This is a genomic window from uncultured Sphingomonas sp. (assembly GCF_913774285.1).
Lineage (GTDB): Bacteria > Pseudomonadota > Alphaproteobacteria > Sphingomonadales > Sphingomonadaceae > Sphingomonas.
On record NZ_CAJYHX010000003.1, the window covers coordinates 1 to 18943 of the forward strand.

Below are 18943 nucleotides of genomic sequence, written 5' to 3' on the forward strand. Positions count from 1 at the left end.
GATCTGGTGGGGCAGGTGTTCGCGATGTTCGTGCTGACGGTGGCCGCGGGCGAATCCGCGATCGGCCTGGCCATCATCGTCATCTTCTTCCGCGGCCGCGGCTCGATCTCGGTCGACGATCCCAGCCGGATGAAGGGGTAAATTCCGGTGCCTTCGATCCTCTTCATCGTCTTCGTGCCGCTCGTCGCGGCGATCGTCGCCGGCTTCGCCAACAAGTCGTTCGGCGCGACGCTGCCCAAGGTGGTGACCACCGGCGCGCTGTTCGTGTCGTGCGCGCTGTCGTGGCCGGTGTTCATCGGCTTCCTGGCGGGCAGCAGCGAAGCGACCGTCACGCCGGTGCTGCACTTCATGACCTCCGGCACGTTCGACGTGTCGTGGGCGCTGCGCGTCGATGCGCTGACCGCGGTCATGCTGGTGGTCATCACCAGCGTCTCCGCGCTGGTCCACCTCTATAGCTGGGGCTATATGAGCGAGGAGCCGGACCAGCCGCGCTTCTTCGCGTACCTGTCGTTGTTCACCTTCGCGATGCTGATGCTCGTGACCGCGAACAACCTGGTGCAGATGTTCTTCGGCTGGGAAGGCGTGGGTCTCGCGTCGTACCTGCTGATCGGCTTCTGGTTCCGCAAGCCCAGCGCCAATGCCGCCGCGATCAAGGCCTTCGTGGTCAACCGCGTCGGCGACCTCGGCTTCATGCTCGGCATCTTCGGGGTGTTCCTGGTGTTCGGCACCGTCGACATTCCGACGATCCTGGCGGCGGCGCCGAGCCATGCCGGCTCGACGATCGGCTTCCTCGGCCACCGCTTCGACACGATCACCGTGCTCTGCCTGCTGCTGTTCGTCGGCGCGATGGGCAAGTCGGCGCAGCTCGGCCTGCACACCTGGTTGCCGGACGCGATGGAAGGCCCGACCCCGGTGTCGGCGCTGATCCACGCGGCCACCATGGTGACCGCGGGCGTGTTCATGGTCTGCCGCATGTCGCCGCTGTTCGAACAGAGCGCAGTCGCGATGCATGTCGTGATGGTGATCGGCGCGGCGACCTGCTTCTTCGCCGCCACCGTCGGCACGACGCAGACCGACATCAAGCGCGTGATCGCCTATTCGACCTGTTCGCAGCTCGGCTACATGTTCTTCGCAGCGGGCGTCGGCGCGTACGGCGCGGCGATGTTCCACCTGTTCACGCATGCCTTCTTCAAGGCGCTGCTGTTCCTCGGCGCCGGCTCGGTGATCCATGCGATGCACCACGAGCAGGACATGCGTTACTATGGCGGCCTCTGGAAGAAGATCCCGCTGACCTACACGGCGATGATGGCGGGCACGCTTGCGATCACCGGCGTCGGCATCCCCGCGCTGTTCGGCAATCCCGTCGCGTTCGGCTTCGCCGGCTTCCACTCGAAGGACGCGATCATCGAGGCGGCCTTCGCTTCGGGCAACACCGGCGTGTTCTGGGTCGGCGTGGTCGTCGCGCTGCTGACGAGCTTCTACTCGTGGCGCGTGGTGTTCCTGACCTTCCACGGCAAGCCGCGGTGGGCCGCTTCCGAGCACATCCAGCACGCGGTGCACGACGCGCACGGCCATGGCCATCATGACGAGCATGCGCACGACACGCACGGCCATGGCAGCGAGCATGCCAATGCGCCGGCGCAGGAAGATGCGGGCCACACCCCGCACGGCACCCATGCGCTCCACGCGCACGAGGCCGAGGGCACGGCGGGCTATCACCCGCACGAGAGCCCGCTGGTCATGCTGATCCCGCTGATCCTGCTGTCGATCGGCGCAGTGCTGGCCGGCTTCGTCTTCCACGGCGCGTTCATCGAGCCGAGCGCGGGCGAGACCTATTGGCACGGCGCGCTCGCCTTCAACGAGCACCTGATGCACGCGATGCATGAAGTGCCGGTGTGGGTGAAGCTCTCGGCCACGGTGGCGATGCTGCTGGGCCTGGGCACCGCGGTGTTCGCGTATATCGTTTCGCCGGGCTTCCCGGCGGCCTTCGCCGAGCAGGTGCGTCCGCTGTATCTGTTCCTGCTCAACAAGTGGTATTTCGACGAGCTCTACAACCTGCTCTTCGTGCGTCCCGCATTCGCCATCGGGCGGCTGTTCTGGAAGCGCGGCGACGAGCAGACGATCGACCGTTTCGGCCCCAATGGCGCGGCGCGCCTGGTGCAGTTCGGAAGCTTCGGGGCCGTCAAGCTGCAATCGGGGTATCTCTACACCTATGCCTTCGTCATGCTGATCGGGCTCACGGCCGCGCTCACCTGGGTCATTGCGAGGTGATGGAATAATGACCGGCTTTCCGATCCTTTCCGTCCTGCTCGCGGTGCCTGCGGTTGCCGCAGTGCTCTGCCTGTTCGTGGGCGCCCAAGGCGCCCGCTGGACGGCGCTCCTCGCGACGCTCGTCAACCTGGCGCTCGGTGCCTGGCTCTGGACGCAGTTCCAGCATGGCGACGGTGCCCCGCAATGGCAGTTCGTCGAGCATGTCACGCTGTTCAAGATGGGCGGCGTCGAGTTCTCCTGGGCGCTCGGCATCGACGGCTTCGCCTTCCTGCTGATCGAGCTCTCGCTGTTCCTGATGCCGATCTGCATCGGCGCCAGCTGGCTCTCGGTCACCAAGCGCGTGCCCGAATATATGGCGGCGTTCCTCGCCACCGAAGTGCTGATGATCGGCACCTTCGCCGCGCAGGACCTGTTCCTGTTCTACGTCTTCTTCGAAGGCGGCCTGATCCCGATGTACCTGATCATCGGCATCTGGGGCGGCGTGAACCGCATCTACGCGTCGTACAAGTTCTTCCTGTACACGCTGCTCGGCTCGCTGCTGATGCTGATCGCGATGATCGCGATGGTGCTGAGCACCGGCACCACCTCGATCCCGGTACTGATGGCGCACGACTTCCCGGCAAGCTGGCAGACCTGGCTGTGGCTGGCCTTCTTCGCCTCGTTCGCGGTGAAGATGCCGATGTGGCCGGTCCACACCTGGCTTCCCGACGCGCACGTCCAGGCGCCGACCGCAGGCTCGGTCATCCTGGCGGGCGTGCTGCTGAAGCTCGGCGGCTATGGCTTCCTGCGCTTCTCGCTGCCGATGTTCCCGGTTGCGTCGGTGCAGTTCATGGGGCTGGTCTTCGCGCTGTCCTGCGTGGCGGTGGTCTACACCTCGCTCGTGGCACTGGTGCAGAGCGACATGAAGAAGCTGATCGCCTATTCGTCGGTCGCGCACATGGCGATCGTCACCATGGGTCTGTTCGCCTTCAACGCGAACGGCATCGACGGTGCGATGATGGTGATGCTGGGCCACGGCGTGGTCTCGGGCGCGCTCTTCCTGTGCGTCGGCATCATCTATGATCGCCTGCACACCCGCGAGATCGACCGCTACGGCGGCCTGGCGATCAACATGCCGCGCTACGCCGTGCTGTTCCTGCTGTTCACCATGGCCTCGATCGGCCTTCCGGGCACCAGCAACTTCGTCGGCGAATTCTTCAGCCTCGCCGGCGTGTACCAGGTCTCGACCGCAACCGCGCTGATTGGCACGACCGGCATCATCCTTGGCGCCGCCTATATGCTCTACCTGTTCCGTCGGGTGGTGTGGGGCGACCTGACCAAGGACGATGTGAAGGCGATGCCGGATCTCGACGGTCGCGAAGTCGCGATGCTCGTCGCGCTGGCTGCCGTGGTGCTGTGGATGGGTGTGTACCCGACCAGCTTCACCGCACCGATGCGCGCCGACGTCGCGCGGCTGACGCAGCGCCTCGACAGCGCCGCGCACACCGCCTCGATCAGCGACTCCAAGCCCACGCCGGGTTCGCCGCAGGCGGCACCCGCCCATGAAGCCTCCGCGCACGAGGGGGCGCACTGATGTCCTATTCCACGCAACTCCTCATGACGCTGCCCGAGCTGGTGCTCGCGGCTGGTTCGATCGTCCTGATGCTGGTCGCTGCCTTTGGCGGCCAGGCCTCGACCAAGCTGGTGAGCTGGGCCTCGGTGGCGCTGCTCGCCGGTGCCGGCATCGCGCTGGCCGGCCCCGCCTCGACCGGCGGCGTCGCATTCGGTGGCCTGTTCCGCGCGGATGCCTTCGCGACCTTCGCCAAGGTGGTGATCTATGTCGCCGCCGCGGTGTCGATCCTGATCGCGCCGAACTTCTTCCAGCGGACCTCGGGGGAGGATCTGCGTCCGGAATATCCGGTGCTGATCCTGCTCTCCACGGTGGGCATGGGCATGATGGTATCGGCGGGCGATCTGCTGACCCTCTATGTCGGCCTCGAGCTGCAGAGCCTCTCGGCCTATATCCTCGCCAGCTTCATGCGGCGGGACACGCGCTCGGCGGAAGCGGGCCTGAAGTATTTCGTGCTCGGCGCGCTGGCCTCGGGCATCCTGCTCTACGGCATCAGCCTGGTCTATGGCTTCGCCGGCACGACGCTGTTCGGCGGCATCGCCGACGCCTACAGCGCCGGCGCGACGGGCAGCCAGCATACCGGCCTGCTGTTTGGCCTGGTGTTCGTGTTCGCGGGTCTCGCCTTCAAGATCTCGGCAGTGCCGTTCCACATGTGGACGCCGGACGTGTACGAAGGCGCGCCGACCCCGGTCACCGCATACTTCGCCTCGGCGCCCAAGGTGGCGGCGGTGGCGATGGCGGTGCGGGTCGCGGTCGATGCGATGGGCCCGGCGATCCTCGAATGGCGCCAGATCGTGATCTTTGCCTCGCTCGCTTCGATCATCTTCGGTGCGGTGGCGGCGATCGGCCAGACCAACATCAAGCGCCTGCTTGCATATTCGTCGATCAACAATGTCGGCTTCGCGCTGATCGGCCTTGCTGCCGGCGGTGAGGAAGGCGTGGCGAGCGTGCTCGTCTACATGGCGATCTACGTCGTCATGACGATCGGCAGCTTCCTGGTGGTACTGCAGATGCGGGACGAGCAGGGCGAGCAGGTTGAGACCATCGCCAGCCTGTCCGGCATGTCGCGCACGCGGCCGGGCCTGGCGCTGGCGCTGGCGATCTTCATGTTCAGCCTTGCCGGTATCCCGCCGCTGCTCGGCTTCTTCGCCAAGCTGGGCGTGTTCATCGCCGCGATGCACTCGGGCCTGATCGCGTTCGCCACCGTGGGTGCCGCAGCCTCGACCATCGGTGCCTATTACTACCTCAAGATCGTCAAGACGATGTACTTCGACGAGCCGGCGCCGGCCTTTGCCGGTAAGACCAACCTGGTCGAGGGCGGCCTGATCGCGATCAGCGCGGTCGTGATCTCGCCGATCGGCTGGCTGGTGTTCGGTGCACTCGGCACCTGGTCGCTGGTTGCTGCGAAGGCGCTGTTCTGACACCGACGATCCGAACCGTCGCCGAGACGGGATCGACGAACGCCGACATCCTTTCCCTGGCGCTTACGGGCGCCGGGGAAGGGCTGTGGCTACGGGCCGAACGCCAGACCGCCGGCAAGGGCCGGCAGGGGCGCGCCTGGGTTTCGCCTGCGGGCAATCTCTACATTTCGACGTTGGTCCGGGTGCGCCCGACCGATCCCTCGCCGGCGACACTGGCGCTGCTGTCGGCCGTTGCGCTCGAAGAAGCGGTGCGGGCGTTCGGCGTTGCGCCGATGCTCAAATGGCCCAACGATCTGCTGGTGGACGGCGCCAAGCTCTCCGGCATCCTGCTCGAGCGGGCAGGGGATGCGATCGCGGTCGGCATCGGCGTCAACCTCGCCGCGGCGCCCGAGGGGCTCGATCGCGCGGCGACGAGCTTGGCAGCGCTCGGTGTGACCGTTGACCCCGAGATCTTCGCCGAAGTGCTCGCCGAGAGCTTCGGCCGCTGGCTGGAACGCTGGCGGGGCGAGGGTATGTGGCCGGTGCACGAGCGCTGGCTCGCCAAGGCGCATCCCGAGGGCACCGCGCTCACCGCACGGCTCGCCGACGGGTCGAGCTTCGACGGGCTGTTCGGCGGGCTGGATTCGAGCGGCGCGCTGATCCTGCGCTTGGCCGACGGCACGACCCGTGCCATTCACGCGGGCGACGTGTTCCTGCTGTAACGAGGAAGAGGGAAGGGCGATGCTGCTCGCGATCGACGCCGGCAATACCAATGTCGTGTTCGCGCTGGTGGACGGCGGCGAGATCCGCGCCCGCTGGCGCATCGCCACCGATCCGCGCCGCACCGCCGACGAATATGCCGTGTGGCTCAGCCAGTTACTGGCGCTGGAGGGGTTCGATCGTAGCGCGGTGAGCGGGGTGATCGTCGGCACCGTGGTCCCGCGTGCGCTCCACAACCTCCAAGTGCTCGCCAGCAAATATTTCAGGACCGAGGCGGTGATCGCCGGCAAGGGCAGCGCCGAATGGGGCTTCGCGCTCGATGTCGACGAGCCGCAGAATCTCGGCGCCGACCGTGCGCTCAACGTGCTCGCCGGCCATGCGCGGCACGCCGGCGACCTGATCATCATCGACTTCGGCACCGCGACCACCTTCGACGTGGTCGATTATCGCGGCGCCTATAAGGGCGGGATCATCGCGCCGGGCATCAACCTCTCGCTCGACGCGCTGGTGACCGCCGCCGCCAAGCTGCCGCGGATCGCCATCTCGGCGCCCGAGACCGCCAGCGTGGTCGGCCGCAACACGGTCGATCAGATGCATATCGGCATCTACTGGGGCTATGTCGCGATGATCGAGGGGCTGGTCGCGCGGCTGAAGGCCGAAGTGGGCAGGCCGCTCAAGGTTATTGCGACGGGTGGGCTGGCGATTCTCTTTGAAACGCATACATCTGTCTTCGATACGATCGAGCCCGATCTGACCATTCAGGGCTTGGCGATGCTGTGGGAACGCAGCCAGCAAGGAAATTAAGTGACCCCAAGAAACGAACTGCTCTTCCTCGCCCTCGGCGGCTCGGGCGAGATTGGCATGAACGTCAATCTCTATGGCTGCGACGGCAAATGGCTGATGGTCGATTGCGGCATCACCTTCGGCGACGCCAGCTATCCGGGCATCGACGTGATCCTGCCCGACCTCCAGTTCATCGAGGACCGGGTGGACGATCTGCTCGGCATCGTGCTGACCCACGGGCATGAGGACCATATCGGCGCGCTGCCCTATCTCGCCGCCGATCTCGGCGTGCCGCTCTATGCGACGCCGTTCACCGCGGGCCTGATCCACGGCAAGCTGGCCGAAGAAGGCATCGAGGACCGCGTCGAACTCAACGTGGTCAAGGAAGAGGGGCCGTTCGACATCGGCCCGTTCACGATCACCTATACGCCACTCGCCCACTCGATCCCCGAGGGCAATGCGGTGCTGATCGAGACGCCCTATGGCAAGGTGTTCCACACCGGCGACTGGAAGCTCGACGAAGCGCCCTCGCTGGGTGGTTCGGCGACGGCCGAGGAGCTGACCGCGATCGGCGACAAGGGCGTGCTAGCGCTGGTGTGCGACTCGACCAACGTGTTCAACCCCGAAGCCTCGGGCTCGGAAGCGGATGTGCGCAAGGGCCTGGATGAGGTGGTTGCCGGGGCCAAGGGCCGCGTGCTCGTCACCACCTTTGCGTCGAACGCGGCGCGGCTGCAGACGCTAGGCGAGGTCGCCCGCGACACCGGCCGAGAGCTATGCGTCGCCGGGCGCTCGCTCGACCGCATCATCCGCGTCGCCAAGGCGACCGGCTATCTGCGCGACTTCCCCGAGCTGATCGACTTCGAAAAGGCGATGACTCTGCCCGCCTCGCGCGTGCTGATCGTGGCGACCGGCGGCCAGGGCGAGCCGCGCGCCGCGCTCAATCGTATCGCCGAGGGCAGCCATGTGCTCAAGCTCCATCAGGGCGACCTGGTGGTGTTCTCCTCGCGCCAGATCCCGGGCAACGAGATCGCGATCGGCAAGATCATGAACACGCTCGCCGACAAGGGCGTCGACATCATCACCGACCGCCAGGCCTTTGTGCACGTGTCCGGCCATCCGGGCCGCCCCGAGCTGGCCGAGATGTACAAGTGGATCCGGCCGGAGATCATCGTGCCGGTGCACGGCGAGATCCGGCACATGCACGAACAGGCCCGCTTCGCGCTGGAGCAGGGCGTGCCCAAGGCGGTGAAGCAGCAGAATGGCGAGATCATCCGCCTCGCGCCGAACGGCCCGGCCAAGATCGGTCATGCGCATGTCGGCCGCCTGGTGCTCGACGGCGACGTGATCCTGCCCGCCGACGGCGCGACGATGGGCGAACGGCGGCGGATCGCGCTCTACGGCCAGATGTCGGTCGCGGTGGCGATCGATCGCAAGGGCAAGCTGCTCGGTGCGCCGCAGATCCGCGTCCAGGGCGTACCGGTGGAAGAGGACCGCGAGGACCTGATCGAAGCCGCCGCCGATGCCGCCGCCGAGGCGGTGAAGAAGGACTGGCGCGATCGCGAGAAGCTGCGCGAGTCGCTGCGGCTGGCGGTGCGGCGGGTCGCGGTGCGCTTCACCGGCAAGAAGCCGGTGGTGGACGTGCTGCTGATCGAGGCGTAACCTTGCACCCATGAAGTGGCAGTCGGCGCTCGCGATCTATACGCTCTTCTGGGCGATGTCGGTGTTCTTCGTGCTGCCCTTCGGGGTGCGGACCAGCGAGGAGGCGGGCGTGCCGCTCGTCCCCGGCCAGGCGCCGAGCGCGCCGCACAGCTTCAACCCGACGAAGATCGTGGTGCGCACCACGATCCTCTCGGCCGTGCTGTTCGGCGCCTTCTATCTCAACTATGTCTATGGCTGGGTGACCGCGGACATGCTCGACTGGACGCGGTAAGCATTAGCAAAACAAGCTTTTGTTGGCTTAATTGGCGATCCGGCCGCCTATAAGAACCGGATGGAAGACCTGCGCCGCCACCACGCCCAGATGCTCGCCGCGCTCGACGAACTCGAGCAGTTGACCCAAGCGCCTGATTGCGACGAGAAGGTCGTAACGGCGGTCCGCTATCGCCTGACCCGCGCCAGCAGCGCGCGGCGGCGTGAGGTGGTCGCGCTGTGCGAGCGGTTGATCGCGGCGGGGGCGGGCGATCCCGCGCTGAAGGCCCTGCGCGACGCGACCAATGCGTCGCGGGGCACCTCCAGCAGTCATATCGGTACCTGGACACTGCGCCAGGTGGTCGCCGATTGGCCCGGCTATGTCCGCGCGTCAAACGCGATGCGCGCGGCGCTCCGCCGGGAAGTCGAGCGCGAAGTTGCGGTGCTCGCTTCGCATTTTACGCCTGCTATGTGAACGTTCACATTTTTGTCATCTTCGCTTGCCATGCGCTGCGGATGAAGCTTGCATCTCCCCGCTGAGGCGGTGGCCGGGTGCCTGCCGCACCGCGCTAGGGAGACGAAGGATGCACACTACACGACGCGAGCTGTTGCTGGGCGCCGCTGGATCGCTGCTGGTGCTGGGTGCGCCGGGTATCGTCCGCGCACAGCAGGCGTTCCGCGCCTATCCCTTCACGCTCGGCATCGCGGCGGGTGACGCCTCTTCCGACGGCTTCGTGCTGTGGACGCGACTCGCCCCCGAACCGCTCGAGCCGCATGGCGGCATGCCGATGGTGCCGATCGCGGTGCAATGGGAAGTCGCCGCCGACCCGGCGTTCAAGACGATCGCCGCCAAGGGCGAGGCGCTGGCCCGGCCCGAGCTCGGCCATTCGGTGCATGTCGAGGTCGCCGGGCTGCAGCCCGATCGGCCCTATTGGTATCGCTTCACCTGCGGCCGCGAGCGCTCGATGCGGGGGCGGGTCAAGACGCTGCCCGCTGCGGGGGCTTCGGTGGAAAAGGCGCGCTTCCTGGTCGCCGGCTGCCAGCACTACGAGCAGGGGCTCTACACCGCCTATGCCCATGCCGCGCGGGAGGATGCGGACTTCCTCTTCCATTACGGCGATTACATCTACGAGGGCCGCGGCAATCCGGTGGCGTTCGACTATGGCGGCAACCCGAAGAAGTTCATTCGCGCGCACGCCGGCGAGGAGCCGTTCAGTCTCGACGACTATCGCCGCCGCTATGCCCAGTACAAGACCGACACCGATCTCCAGGCCGCGCACGCCGCGACAGGCTGGTACGCCACCTTCGACGATCATGAGATCCAGAACAACTGGGTTAGCGATCGCGACCAGAACGGCACCCCGCCCGAGGCCTTCCTGCTCCGCCGCGCCGCGGCCTTCCAGGCCTGGTACGAGCATATGCCGGTGCGCAGCACGTCGATCCCCAAGGGCGACAGCATCCAGGCCTATCGCCGCGCCCGCATCGGCGACTTGATCGACCTGCACCTGCTCGACACCCGCCAGTTCCGCACCGACCAGCCCTGCGACGACGGGTTCAAGCCGAAGTGCGCCGGCTGGGACGCGGCCGATGCGCAGGTACTCGGCACCGCCCAGGAGGCGTGGTTGGCCCGAAACCTCGCCGAGGGCAAGGCGCGGTGGAATGCCATCGCCCAGCAGGTGATGATGATGCCGCTCGATCGCCGCATGGGGGACGAGCCCGCGCCGATCCGCAACATGGACAGCTGGGGCGGCTATGACCTGCCGCGAGAGCGGCTGTTCTCGAAGTTCGCAGGGCACGGCAATGTCGTGGTGCTGACCGGGGACGAGCACCAGAATTACGCCGGCGAGCTGCGCACCCGCGCCGGCCAGGGCGAGGCGGTGGCGGTGGAGTTCGTCTCCACCTCGATCAGCTCGGGCGGCGACGGGGCGGATGTCCGCGCGGGGAGCGACAAGATCCTCGGCCGCAATCCGTATCTGAAGTACATGAACGATCGCCGCGGCTATCTGCTGTGCGACGTCACTCGCGACCAGTGGCAGGCGCAGTTCCGCACCGTCGACACGGTCAGCGAGCCCGGCGCGCCGGTGAAGACCGCGCGCACCGCGATCGTCTCCCATGGCCGGGCCCAGCTCGATTTCGCCTGACGGGGACAGCGATTGGACGAAGGCAAGGGGGGCTGCCTGCCCGATGCAGGCCGGCGCACGGCGATCCGTCGCGCTGGCGATGCCGGGCTGGCGGCGATGGCAGTGGTCGCGGGGGCGCCGCTGCCGGTTCGCGCGGGGGAAGCGATGGCGCCGGAAACCACGCCCGATTTCGGGCCGAACGTGCTGGTGGTCGATCCGGCAATGCCCGGCGGCGAAATCCAGGCGCGGATCGATGCGATCTTCGCGCAGCAGGAAGCGGCGCATTTCACCGATCGCCGCTTCGCCATTCTGTTCAAGCCGGGTCGCTACACCACCGACGTGCGGGTGGGCTTCTTCACCCAGGTGCTGGGGCTCGGCACGATGCCGGGCGCGGTGACGATCGACGGGCATGTCCGCGTCAATGCCGATTGGCTCAAGGGCGACGCGCTCGCCAATTTCTGGCGCGGGGCCGAGAACCTCACCGCCCGCCCGCCCGAGGGGTGGGACCGCTGGGCGGTCTCGCAGGCGGCGCCCTATCGGCGTATCCACATGTTCGGCGATCTGGTGCTCGACGACGGCGGCTCCTCGAGCGGCGGCTTCCTCGCCGATTGCCGGATCGAAGGCACGATCCGCGCGGGGAGCCAGCAGCAATGGTATAGCCGCAGCAGCCGCGTCGGCGGCTGGCAGGGCGTCAACTGGAACATGATGTTCCAGGGGGTCCAGGGCGCGCCCGCCACCAGCTTCCCGCAGCCGGCGGTGACGACGCTGCTCCGCGTGCCGCTGCTCCGCGAGAAGCCGTTCCTCCAGGTCGACGCCGCCGGCAGCTGGTCCGTGTTCGTGCCCGCGTTGCGACGGGACGCGGAGGGGACGAGCTGGGCCGACGGACCGACGCCGGGCAGCGCGCTGCCGCTCGCGCATTTCTTTCTCGCGCGGCCCGAAATGGACGCCGCCACGCTCAACGCCGCGCTCACCCGCGGCCAGCATCTGCTGTTCACCCCGGGCGTCTACCGGCTCGATGCGCCGCTGCGAGTGGCTGCGGCCAATCGCGTGCTGCTGGGCATCGGCCTTGCGACGCTGCAGGCGGTGCAGGGCAATGCGGTGCTGGAGATCGACGATGTCCCCGGCGTCACCATCGCCGGGCTGATGATCGATGCGGGTGTCGTCCGTTCGCCGGTGCTCGTGCAGGTGGGGCCACGGGGCTGCAGCGGCGACCATCGCCACAACCCGGTGCTGCTCGCCGACCTGTTCTTCCGCGTCGGCGGAGTGGAGGTCGGGAAGGTGGAGACCTGCCTCGAGATCAACAGCCACCATGTCCTTGCCGACCATCTGTGGATCTGGCGGGCCGACCACGGTGATGTCGACGGCACGCGCGTCCATGTCGGCTGGGAGGAGAGCACCGGCGACCAGGGGCTGGTCGTCAACGGCGACGACGTGACCGTGCATGCGCTGTTCGTCGAGCATTTCCAGCGCTACCAGACCTGGTGGCGCGGCGAGCGCGGGCGGACGTATTTCTACCAGAACGAGCTGCCCTATGATCCGCCGACCCAGACGGCCTGGATGGCGGGCCCCACCCGTGGCTGGGCAGCCTACAAGGTCGATGACCGGGTGCGCGCGCACGAGGCGGTGGCGCTGGGGGTCTATGTCTATTTCCGGACCAATCCGCAGGTCGTGCTCGAAAGCGCGATCGAGGCGCCGGGGCGGCCGGGCGTGCGCTTCCGCCATGTGACGACGATGTCGCTGGGGGGCGGGGTCGGCACCATTGCGCATCTGGTGAACGATACCGGCGCGGCGGCGCGCCCGGGCGCGGTGCTGCAGCGGCTGCTCGCTTACCCTTGAGCGGGCTCGCGCACCGCGAGCATCACCAGCCCGCCCGCCAGGGTGAGGCCGGAGAGCAGGAACAGCAGCGGCGCGAAGCTGCCCGGCGTCGCCGCCACCCAGGCGATCGCGGTGCCGACCAGTGCGGGCAGCGTGTTGGTGAGGTTGAGGATGCCCAGGTCGCGGCCGCGATGGCGCTCGCTCGGCAGCTCCTGCATCCAGAACGCGCCGTGGAGCGCCATGAACAGCTGTGCGCCGACGCCGTAGACGAGGAACCCCGCCACCGCGACGCTGCGCGTGCCCGCCAGGCCCATCACCAGCAGCCCGCCTGCCGTCACCGCGGCGGACGCGAGCAGGAAGGGCTTGCGGCGTCCGATCCGGTCCGAGAGGCGGCCGAGCAGCAGGGTGCAGGGCAGGGGCAGGAGCGTGGCGAGCACCAGCGTCCGCCCGACGAAGTCCGCAGCTTCGGCAGCGGTCTGGCGCGGGGGCAAGTCGGCGAAATAATAATAGAGGTAGAGCGTCAGCCCGTTGCCCGCCGACTGGAGCAGCAGCCGCGCGACCCATGCGGCGGCGAGGTTGCGGCGCGCCTGGACGCGGGGCAGGGGAGCAGGCTGCGGCGGCAGGCGACGCGCGGCGGAAAAGGCAAGCGGTGCTACCAGCAGCGCGATGCCGAGCGAGAGCAGCCCCAGCCGCAGGGTCTCGCTGGCGCCGGGCAGCTGGACCAGCCCCCAGGCCGTTGCTGCGCCGATCGGGTTGGCGAGCGCGAGCAAGCCGCCGGTGAAGCCCTTCTGCGCATCGGGAATCTCGTCTGCCATCAGCGCGAGCAGCGGCGCCAAGACCGCATTGGCGGCGCATTGCACCGCGACCACCGCGAAGGTCACGCCGACGGGCGACTCGGCGCGGGCGAACAGCGCATAGGCGAGCGCTAGGCCGAGCGTGCCGAGCAGCAGCCAGCCGCGACGTCCGCGCCCGCGCGCCAGCGAGCGATCGCTCAGCCAGCCGAAGCCGAGATTGGCGGCGATCGCGGCGACCGTGCCGATCGCGGCAACCAGCGTGAACAGGTTGAGCCGGTCGGCGCCGGCGATCGCCTCCACCTTGATCGGCAGGAACACCGTGAACAGCGGCAGATAGCCGATCGTCCCGCCCGCATTGGCCAGCGCGAACAGCAGCAGGAAGCGCCAGTGCCGCGCGGCGCCTTGGGCGGATACGGGGGGCGTCGGCGCGTGCATGCAGCGGTTCGAATAGAGGTTGGCGCCCCATGTGCCAACGTTGTTCCTGCCGCTTTTGGTGCGGCGGTCAGCGACTGCCGATGCTGCAACTTGACCGCGTGAAGATGACAGTCCTGAGAACGATCCCCCGCAAAAAACTACAAAAATGTGACTTGTTGACCGCGTAACGGATCTTTGTATGTGAACGTTCACATCATGGCGGACCATGATTCATCCAACATGCGGGGAGCCAATATGACAGGGGTACATGCAGGCAGGTCGATGCTGTGGCGCGCGGGCGTGTCCGCGCTCGCGCTGCTCGCGCTGCCGGGGATCGCAGCGGCGCAGGACGCGAATGGCGGAAGCGAAACCGAAGCCAATGGCGACATCGTCGTCACCGGCATCCGCGCTTCGCTGCGCGAATCGCTAGAACTGAAGCGCGACGCGCAGGGCGTGGTCGACGGCATCACCGCCGAGGACATGGGCAAGTTCCCGGACACCAACCTCGCCGAATCGCTCCAGCGCATCACCGGCGTGTCGATCGATCGCTCGATCGGCGAGGGCTCGACCGTCACCGTCCGCGGCTTCGGCCCGAACTACAATCTGGTAACGCTCAACGGCCGCCAGATGCCGACCTCGACGCTCGACGGCGGCGCCACCGCGCCGACCTCGCGCCTGTTCGACTTCGCCAACCTCTCCTCCGACGGTATCGCCGCGGTGGAAGTCTACAAGACCGGCCGGGCCGACATCGAATCGGGCGGCATCGGCTCGACGATCAACATCCGCACGCCGCGCCCGCTCGACAAGCCGGGCCTGCACGGCAGCCTGGCGGTCTCGGGCATGTACGACAGCTCGAGCAACGCCAAGAACACGCCGATCACCCCGGAAGCGTCGGGCATCGTCAGCGACAGCTTCCTCGACGATCGCATCGGCATCCTGATCGCCGGCACCTACCAGAAGCGCAAGGCGGGCAACAACGAAGCCTATGTCGGCTGGAAGAACGGCCGCACCGGTTCGGACAAGACCGGCGAGCTCGCCCAACCCGGCGATCCGCGCTACGCCAACATCACCAACCGCCCGACCGGCGACCAGATCTACACCGTGCCGCAGAATGCCGGCATTGGCATCAACGACATCGAGCGCGAGCGGATCAACGGCCAAGCGGTGCTGCAGTTCAAGCCGTCCGACACGCTGACCGGCACGATCGACTATACCTATTCGCGCAACCGCGTGACGATGCGCAGCAACAGCATCGGCGTCTATTTCAACAACAACGACACCGTCAGCAGCTGGACCGGCGGCGCGGTGGCGAGCCCGATCTTCTACACCGAGCGGTTCAAGGCGAGCGAAGGCAAAGACGTTTCCTACGTCAGCAACCTCAGCGCCAACCAGAGCGAGAACAACTCGATCGGCGCGAACCTGCAGTGGAAGCCCGAGGGGGCCTTTTCCTTCGAGCTCGACGGCCATCATTCGACCGCCAAGTCGGGCCCGACCAACAAATACGGCACCAGCACCTCGGTGAGCACCGCGATCTTCGGCGCGGCGAGCCAGACGATCGACTTCACCCACTACATGCCGGTGCTCTCGATCAAGATGCAGCCGGGCATCGACCTGACCGACGCCTCGCGCATCCAGGCGACCGGCAATTCCTTCCGCAACGGCCTGTTCCGCGACGAGATCAACCAGGTCCAGTTCAAGGGCCGCTACGATCATGGCGGGCTGCTCGACAGCGTCGACTTCGGCATCTCCTATGTCGATAACAAGGTCCGCTCGGCCTATGGCTATCTCCAGAACAACACCTGGGGCGGCGCCGGTCCTGCCTCGGACCTGCCCGACAGCCTGTTTACCCTGGCGACCATTCCGGACAAATATCCCGGCCTGAAGACCGACGGCAGCCTGCTGATCCAGCAGATCTACACCAAGAATTTCGAGACGCTGGTCGGCAATCTCGAGCGCCTCTACAAGATGTGCTCGAAGCCGCAGAGCGGCACGCCGCTGGGCCCGGACACCTGCCTGGCGCAGTACACCGTCGATCGTCACATCTCGGAAAAGACGCTCGCGCCGTTCCTCCAGGCGAACGTGAAGTTCGACGCCTTCGGCCGCCCGGCGCACCTCTATGCCGGCGTCCGCTACGAGAAGACCTGGATCGACAGCGCGGCGCTGGTGCCCGTCGCCACCGGCACCAAGTGGGTCTCGGCGAACGAACTCAACGTCGTCTATTCGGGCAAGAGCGACTTCACCACCCTCAGCGGCGCGTACCAGAACTGGCTGCCGTCGTTCGACTTCGACATCTCGCCGCTGAAGAACGTCAAGCTGCGTGCGTCCTATGGCCACACCATCGCGCGGGCGGACTATGGCAGCCTGCAAGGCGGCCAGACGATCGACTCGCTGTTCCGCGTCGACGGCGGCACCGGCAGCCAGGGCAATCCGGGGCTGCTGCCGTACAAGTCGAAGAACCTCGATTTCTCGGCCGAGTGGTATTACCGGCCGGACAGCTACATCTCGGTCGGCTATTTCCACAAGTCGGTGGTCAACTTCATCGGCACCGGCCAGGTGAAGAAGCCGGTGTTCGGCCTGACCAACCCCGCCGACGGCCCGCGCTACAAGGCGGCGCTGGCGGCCCTCGGCGCAGGCGCGACCTCGAACGACATTCGCCAGTATATCTTCGCCAACTATCCGGGTTCAGTGAAGATCACCGGCGGCACGCCGGGCGCCTATACCGGCGACATCCTGGGGCTGCCCGAGGACGCCCCGGTGGTGTTCACCGTCAACACGCCGGTCAACAACAACCAGACCGCCAACGTCCATGGCTGGGAATTTGCCGTCCAGCACAGCTTCTGGGAGACCGGGCTGGGGATGATCCTCAACTACACGATCGTCGACGGCGACGTGCACTATCGCAACGACCAGCCCGCCACGGTCAACCAGTTCGCGCTGGTCGGCCTGAGCGATACGGCCAATGTGATCGGCTATTACGACAAGAACGGCATCCAGGCGCGCGTCGCCTATAACTGGCGTGCCGAGTTCCTGTCGGGCGCGGGGTCGAACCCGAGCTATACCGAGCCCTATGGCCAGATCGATGCTAGCGCGAGCTGGGAGGCGCTGCCACGCACGACCCTGTTCTTCGAAGGTATCAACCTGACCGGCGAAGGCCGCCGCGCGCACCAGCGGACCGATCGGTACGTGACCGTCACCGCGCCGGGCTATGCTCGCTACACGGTGGGCGTCCGCTACCGCTTCTGACGATGGGGCCTTGGGGAGCCTATACCCCAAGGCCCCTCCGGCCCGCCGCGCGACGTGCCAACGCCGCGGGCGGGGAACGGGGATTGCCACACATGAACGACCAACAGCTCGTGACCATCGACGATCACCGTGCGGTCCGCATCGACCGGCGACGCGGCGCCGCGCTCGGCGATGCCCTCCAGCTCTGCCTCGTCGTGCCGGGCGAGTTCCGCCAGGTGCAGAACGCCTATCCGATCCTGTTCCAGCGCACCGCCGCGCGCGACGGGTTCCAGGCGGTCGCGTTGTTCGGCTTCGCGCCCGAGGAGAATCTCTATCTGGAGGGCGATTGCTGGGACGCGCCCTATCTGCCGCTGGCGATGGCGACGCGTCCGTTCCTGATCGGTCCGCCGCCGGCGGGTGGCGACGTGCCGCAGCTCCATCTCTCGGCGGCGAGCCCGCGCGTGCTAGCGCCGGGCGATCCCGGCTATGCCGAGGCGTCGCCGCTGTTCGAGGACGACGGTACGCCGAGCACCTATCTCTCCGCCGTACTCGATGGGCTCGCCCAGCTCGATCACGGCTACCGCGCCGCGCCCGATTTCTTCGACGCGCTGGAGCGGCATGACCTGCTGGAACCCGTCTCGATTCGCTTCGACGATGCCGAGGGCAATGCCCGGCAGATCGTCGACTTCCACGGCATCCATGAGGAGCGGTTCGCCGCGCTCGACGGCGAGGCGCTGGGCGAGCTGCACCGCGACGGCCATCTGCTGCCGATCACCATGGCGCTGGCCTCGCTCGCCAATCTGCCGCTGCTGATCGGGCGACTCCAGCGCCGGGGTGCCGATGCCTGATCCCGCCGACCTGTTTGACGGACTGCGACCCGTGCCCGAGATTCCGGCGGCCGATTGCTGGGCGCTCGACCATGCGCTCGCCGCCTCGGCCGAGCCGTTCGTCGTGCGCGGGCTGGTCGCCGACTGGCCGCTGGTCGCCGAGGGCGGGAAGGGTGCGGCGGCCACCCGCGCCTATCTCGCCGGCTTCGCGCGTGATACCGACCTCACCTATGCCGAGGGCACGCGCGGTGCCGGCGCGCGGATCTTCTACGACGACACGATGGCGATGAACCACCGCACCCGCCGCGCGCGGATCGGCCAGATCTTCGCCGCGATGGAAGCCGACGAGGGGCAGGCGGACGCGCCGCTCCGCTACATCGCTTCCACCGACGTGCCGCGCTTCTTCCCCGGCCTGGCCGAGGCCAATCCGATGCCGCTGGGCCCGCGCGACGGCCTCGCCGCGACGATCTGGATCGGCACCGCCACGCGCGTCGCCGCGCATTGCGACGAGCCCGACAATCTCGTCTGCACCGCGGTCGGCCATCGCCGCTTCACGCTGTTCCCGCCGGACCAGTTCGCCAACCTCTATCCCGGCCCGCTCGACAACACGCCGGGCGGCCGTGCGATCAGCATGGTAGAATTCCACGCACCCGATTTCGCGCGTTTCCCCAGGTTCCGCGAGGCGCTGCGCCATGCCCGCACCGTAGTGCTGGCACCTGGCGACGCGCTGCGCGTCCCCAGCCTCTGGTGGCACCATGTCGAGGCGCTCGACGGCTTCAACGTGATGATCAACTATTGGTGGCGGACGCGGCCGTCATGGCTCGCCGAGCCGGGCGACGCGCTGCTGGCGGCGCTGCTCGCGATCCGCGACCTGCCGGCGGCGGAGCGGGCGCATTGGCGGCAGGTGTTCGATCATTATGTCTTTGCCCCCGGCGCGGCGGTAACCGCGCATATCCCTGAGGGCGGCCGCGGCATTCTGGATCCGCTCACCCCCGAAACGGCGGGGCAGCTGCGCGCCTATCTGTTGCGCCAGCTCAGCCGCTAGGCAAAAACGATGCAG

Annotated in this window: 15 protein-coding genes; 14 read left to right on the forward strand and 1 reads right to left on the reverse strand. The window is 67.4% G+C overall.

Going from position 1 to position 18943, the window contains the following annotated elements:
• The 11 genes from QZ670_RS00765 to QZ670_RS00815 form a co-directional block, all read left to right on the forward strand.
• Positions 1-141, forward strand: a 141-nt coding sequence (locus QZ670_RS00765; RefSeq protein WP_294250868.1) for an NADH-quinone oxidoreductase subunit K, incomplete at its 5' end; no start/stop codon positions are given.
• Between the two features lie 6 nt (positions 142-147).
• A complete protein-coding gene (gene nuoL, locus QZ670_RS00770; RefSeq protein WP_294250582.1) occupies positions 148-2271 on the forward strand; it encodes an NADH-quinone oxidoreductase subunit L in 2124 nt (707 codons plus the stop codon).
• Positions 2272-2278: 7 nt separating this feature from the next.
• The gene (locus QZ670_RS00775) at positions 2279-3844 is read left to right on the forward strand and encodes an NADH-quinone oxidoreductase subunit M (RefSeq protein ID WP_294250585.1); all 1566 of its coding nucleotides are present in this window, start codon (positions 2279-2281) and stop codon (positions 3842-3844) included.
• The gene (nuoN, locus tag QZ670_RS00780; protein ID WP_294250587.1) at positions 3844-5301 is read left to right on the forward strand and encodes an NADH-quinone oxidoreductase subunit NuoN; all 1458 of its coding nucleotides are present in this window, start codon (positions 3844-3846) and stop codon (positions 5299-5301) included. The genes QZ670_RS00775 and nuoN overlap by 1 nt, the downstream gene beginning before the upstream one ends.
• A gap of 47 nt (positions 5302-5348) precedes the next feature.
• On the forward strand, positions 5349-6002 hold the full coding sequence (locus QZ670_RS00785) for a biotin--[acetyl-CoA-carboxylase] ligase (RefSeq protein ID WP_294250870.1): 654 nt from the start codon (positions 5349-5351) through the stop codon (positions 6000-6002).
• 19 nt (positions 6003-6021) lie between these two features.
• Positions 6022-6804, forward strand: a complete 783-nt coding sequence (locus QZ670_RS00790) for a type III pantothenate kinase (protein WP_294250590.1) — start codon at positions 6022-6024, stop codon at positions 6802-6804.
• Positions 6805-8442 carry a ribonuclease J gene (locus QZ670_RS00795; protein WP_294250592.1) on the forward strand — a complete coding sequence of 546 codons (1638 nt, stop codon included), beginning with the start codon at positions 6805-6807 and terminating at the stop codon, positions 8440-8442. It begins immediately after the preceding gene.
• 10 nt (positions 8443-8452) lie between these two features.
• Entirely contained in the window at positions 8453-8713 is a 261-nt protein-coding gene (locus QZ670_RS00800) for a DUF1467 family protein (RefSeq protein ID WP_294250595.1), read from the forward strand.
• A gap of 60 nt (positions 8714-8773) precedes the next feature.
• Positions 8774-9166 carry a hypothetical protein gene (locus QZ670_RS00805; protein ID WP_294250598.1) on the forward strand — a complete coding sequence of 131 codons (393 nt, stop codon included), beginning with the start codon at positions 8774-8776 and terminating at the stop codon, positions 9164-9166.
• A 109-nt stretch (positions 9167-9275) separates the two neighbouring features.
• Complete coding sequence (locus QZ670_RS00810; RefSeq protein WP_294250601.1) at positions 9276-10832, forward strand: alkaline phosphatase D family protein; 1557 nt, start codon at positions 9276-9278, stop codon at positions 10830-10832.
• Between the two features lie 12 nt (positions 10833-10844).
• Positions 10845-12647 (forward strand): adenylyl cyclase, encoded by a 1803-nt coding sequence (locus tag QZ670_RS00815; protein ID WP_294250604.1) that lies wholly within the window; start codon positions 10845-10847, stop codon positions 12645-12647.
• Here the strand turns inward: QZ670_RS00815 and QZ670_RS00820 are convergent.
• Positions 12638-13855 carry an MFS transporter gene (locus tag QZ670_RS00820; protein ID WP_294250607.1) on the reverse strand — a complete coding sequence of 406 codons (1218 nt, stop codon included), beginning with the start codon at positions 13853-13855 and terminating at the stop codon, positions 12638-12640. The genes QZ670_RS00815 and QZ670_RS00820 overlap by 10 nt on opposite strands.
• A gap of 234 nt (positions 13856-14089) precedes the next feature.
• On the opposite strand from QZ670_RS00820, the gene QZ670_RS00825 reads away from it, so the two are divergent.
• From QZ670_RS00825 to QZ670_RS00835, 3 genes are all read left to right on the forward strand, one after another.
• Positions 14090-17077, forward strand: coding sequence for a TonB-dependent receptor (locus QZ670_RS00825; RefSeq protein WP_294250610.1), 2988 nt, complete (start codon positions 14090-14092; stop codon positions 17075-17077).
• A gap of 92 nt (positions 17078-17169) precedes the next feature.
• The gene (locus QZ670_RS00830) at positions 17170-17904 is read left to right on the forward strand and encodes a SapC family protein (protein WP_294250613.1); all 735 of its coding nucleotides are present in this window, start codon (positions 17170-17172) and stop codon (positions 17902-17904) included.
• Entirely contained in the window at positions 17897-18928 is a 1032-nt protein-coding gene (locus QZ670_RS00835; RefSeq protein WP_294250616.1) for a cupin-like domain-containing protein, read from the forward strand. Before QZ670_RS00830 ends, QZ670_RS00835 begins: the two co-directional genes overlap by 8 nt.
• The last annotated feature ends 15 nt before the right edge of the window (positions 18929-18943 follow it).

Bases quoted from the DNA above. Each gene is read 5' to 3' on its own strand.
- QZ670_RS00775 (WP_294250585.1), top strand. From the start codon at position 2,279: ATGACCGGCTTTCCGATCCTTTCCGTCCTGCTCGCGGTGCCTGCGGTT.
- nuoN (WP_294250587.1), top strand. From the start codon at position 3,844: ATGTCCTATTCCACGCAACTCCTCATGACGCTGCCCGAGCTGGTGCTC.
- QZ670_RS00790 (WP_294250590.1), top strand. From the start codon at position 6,022: ATGCTGCTCGCGATCGACGCCGGCAATACCAATGTCGTGTTCGCGCTG.
- QZ670_RS00800 (WP_294250595.1), top strand. From the start codon at position 8,453: ATGAAGTGGCAGTCGGCGCTCGCGATCTATACGCTCTTCTGGGCGATG.
- QZ670_RS00805 (WP_294250598.1), top strand. From the start codon at position 8,774: ATGGAAGACCTGCGCCGCCACCACGCCCAGATGCTCGCCGCGCTCGAC.
- QZ670_RS00810 (WP_294250601.1), top strand. From the start codon at position 9,276: ATGCACACTACACGACGCGAGCTGTTGCTGGGCGCCGCTGGATCGCTG.
- QZ670_RS00820 (WP_294250607.1), bottom strand. From the start codon at position 13,855: ATGCACGCGCCGACGCCCCCCGTATCCGCCCAAGGCGCCGCGCGGCAC.
- QZ670_RS00825 (WP_294250610.1), top strand. From the start codon at position 14,090: ATGACAGGGGTACATGCAGGCAGGTCGATGCTGTGGCGCGCGGGCGTG.
- QZ670_RS00830 (WP_294250613.1), top strand. From the start codon at position 17,170: ATGAACGACCAACAGCTCGTGACCATCGACGATCACCGTGCGGTCCGC.
- QZ670_RS00835 (WP_294250616.1), top strand. From the start codon at position 17,897: ATGCCTGATCCCGCCGACCTGTTTGACGGACTGCGACCCGTGCCCGAG.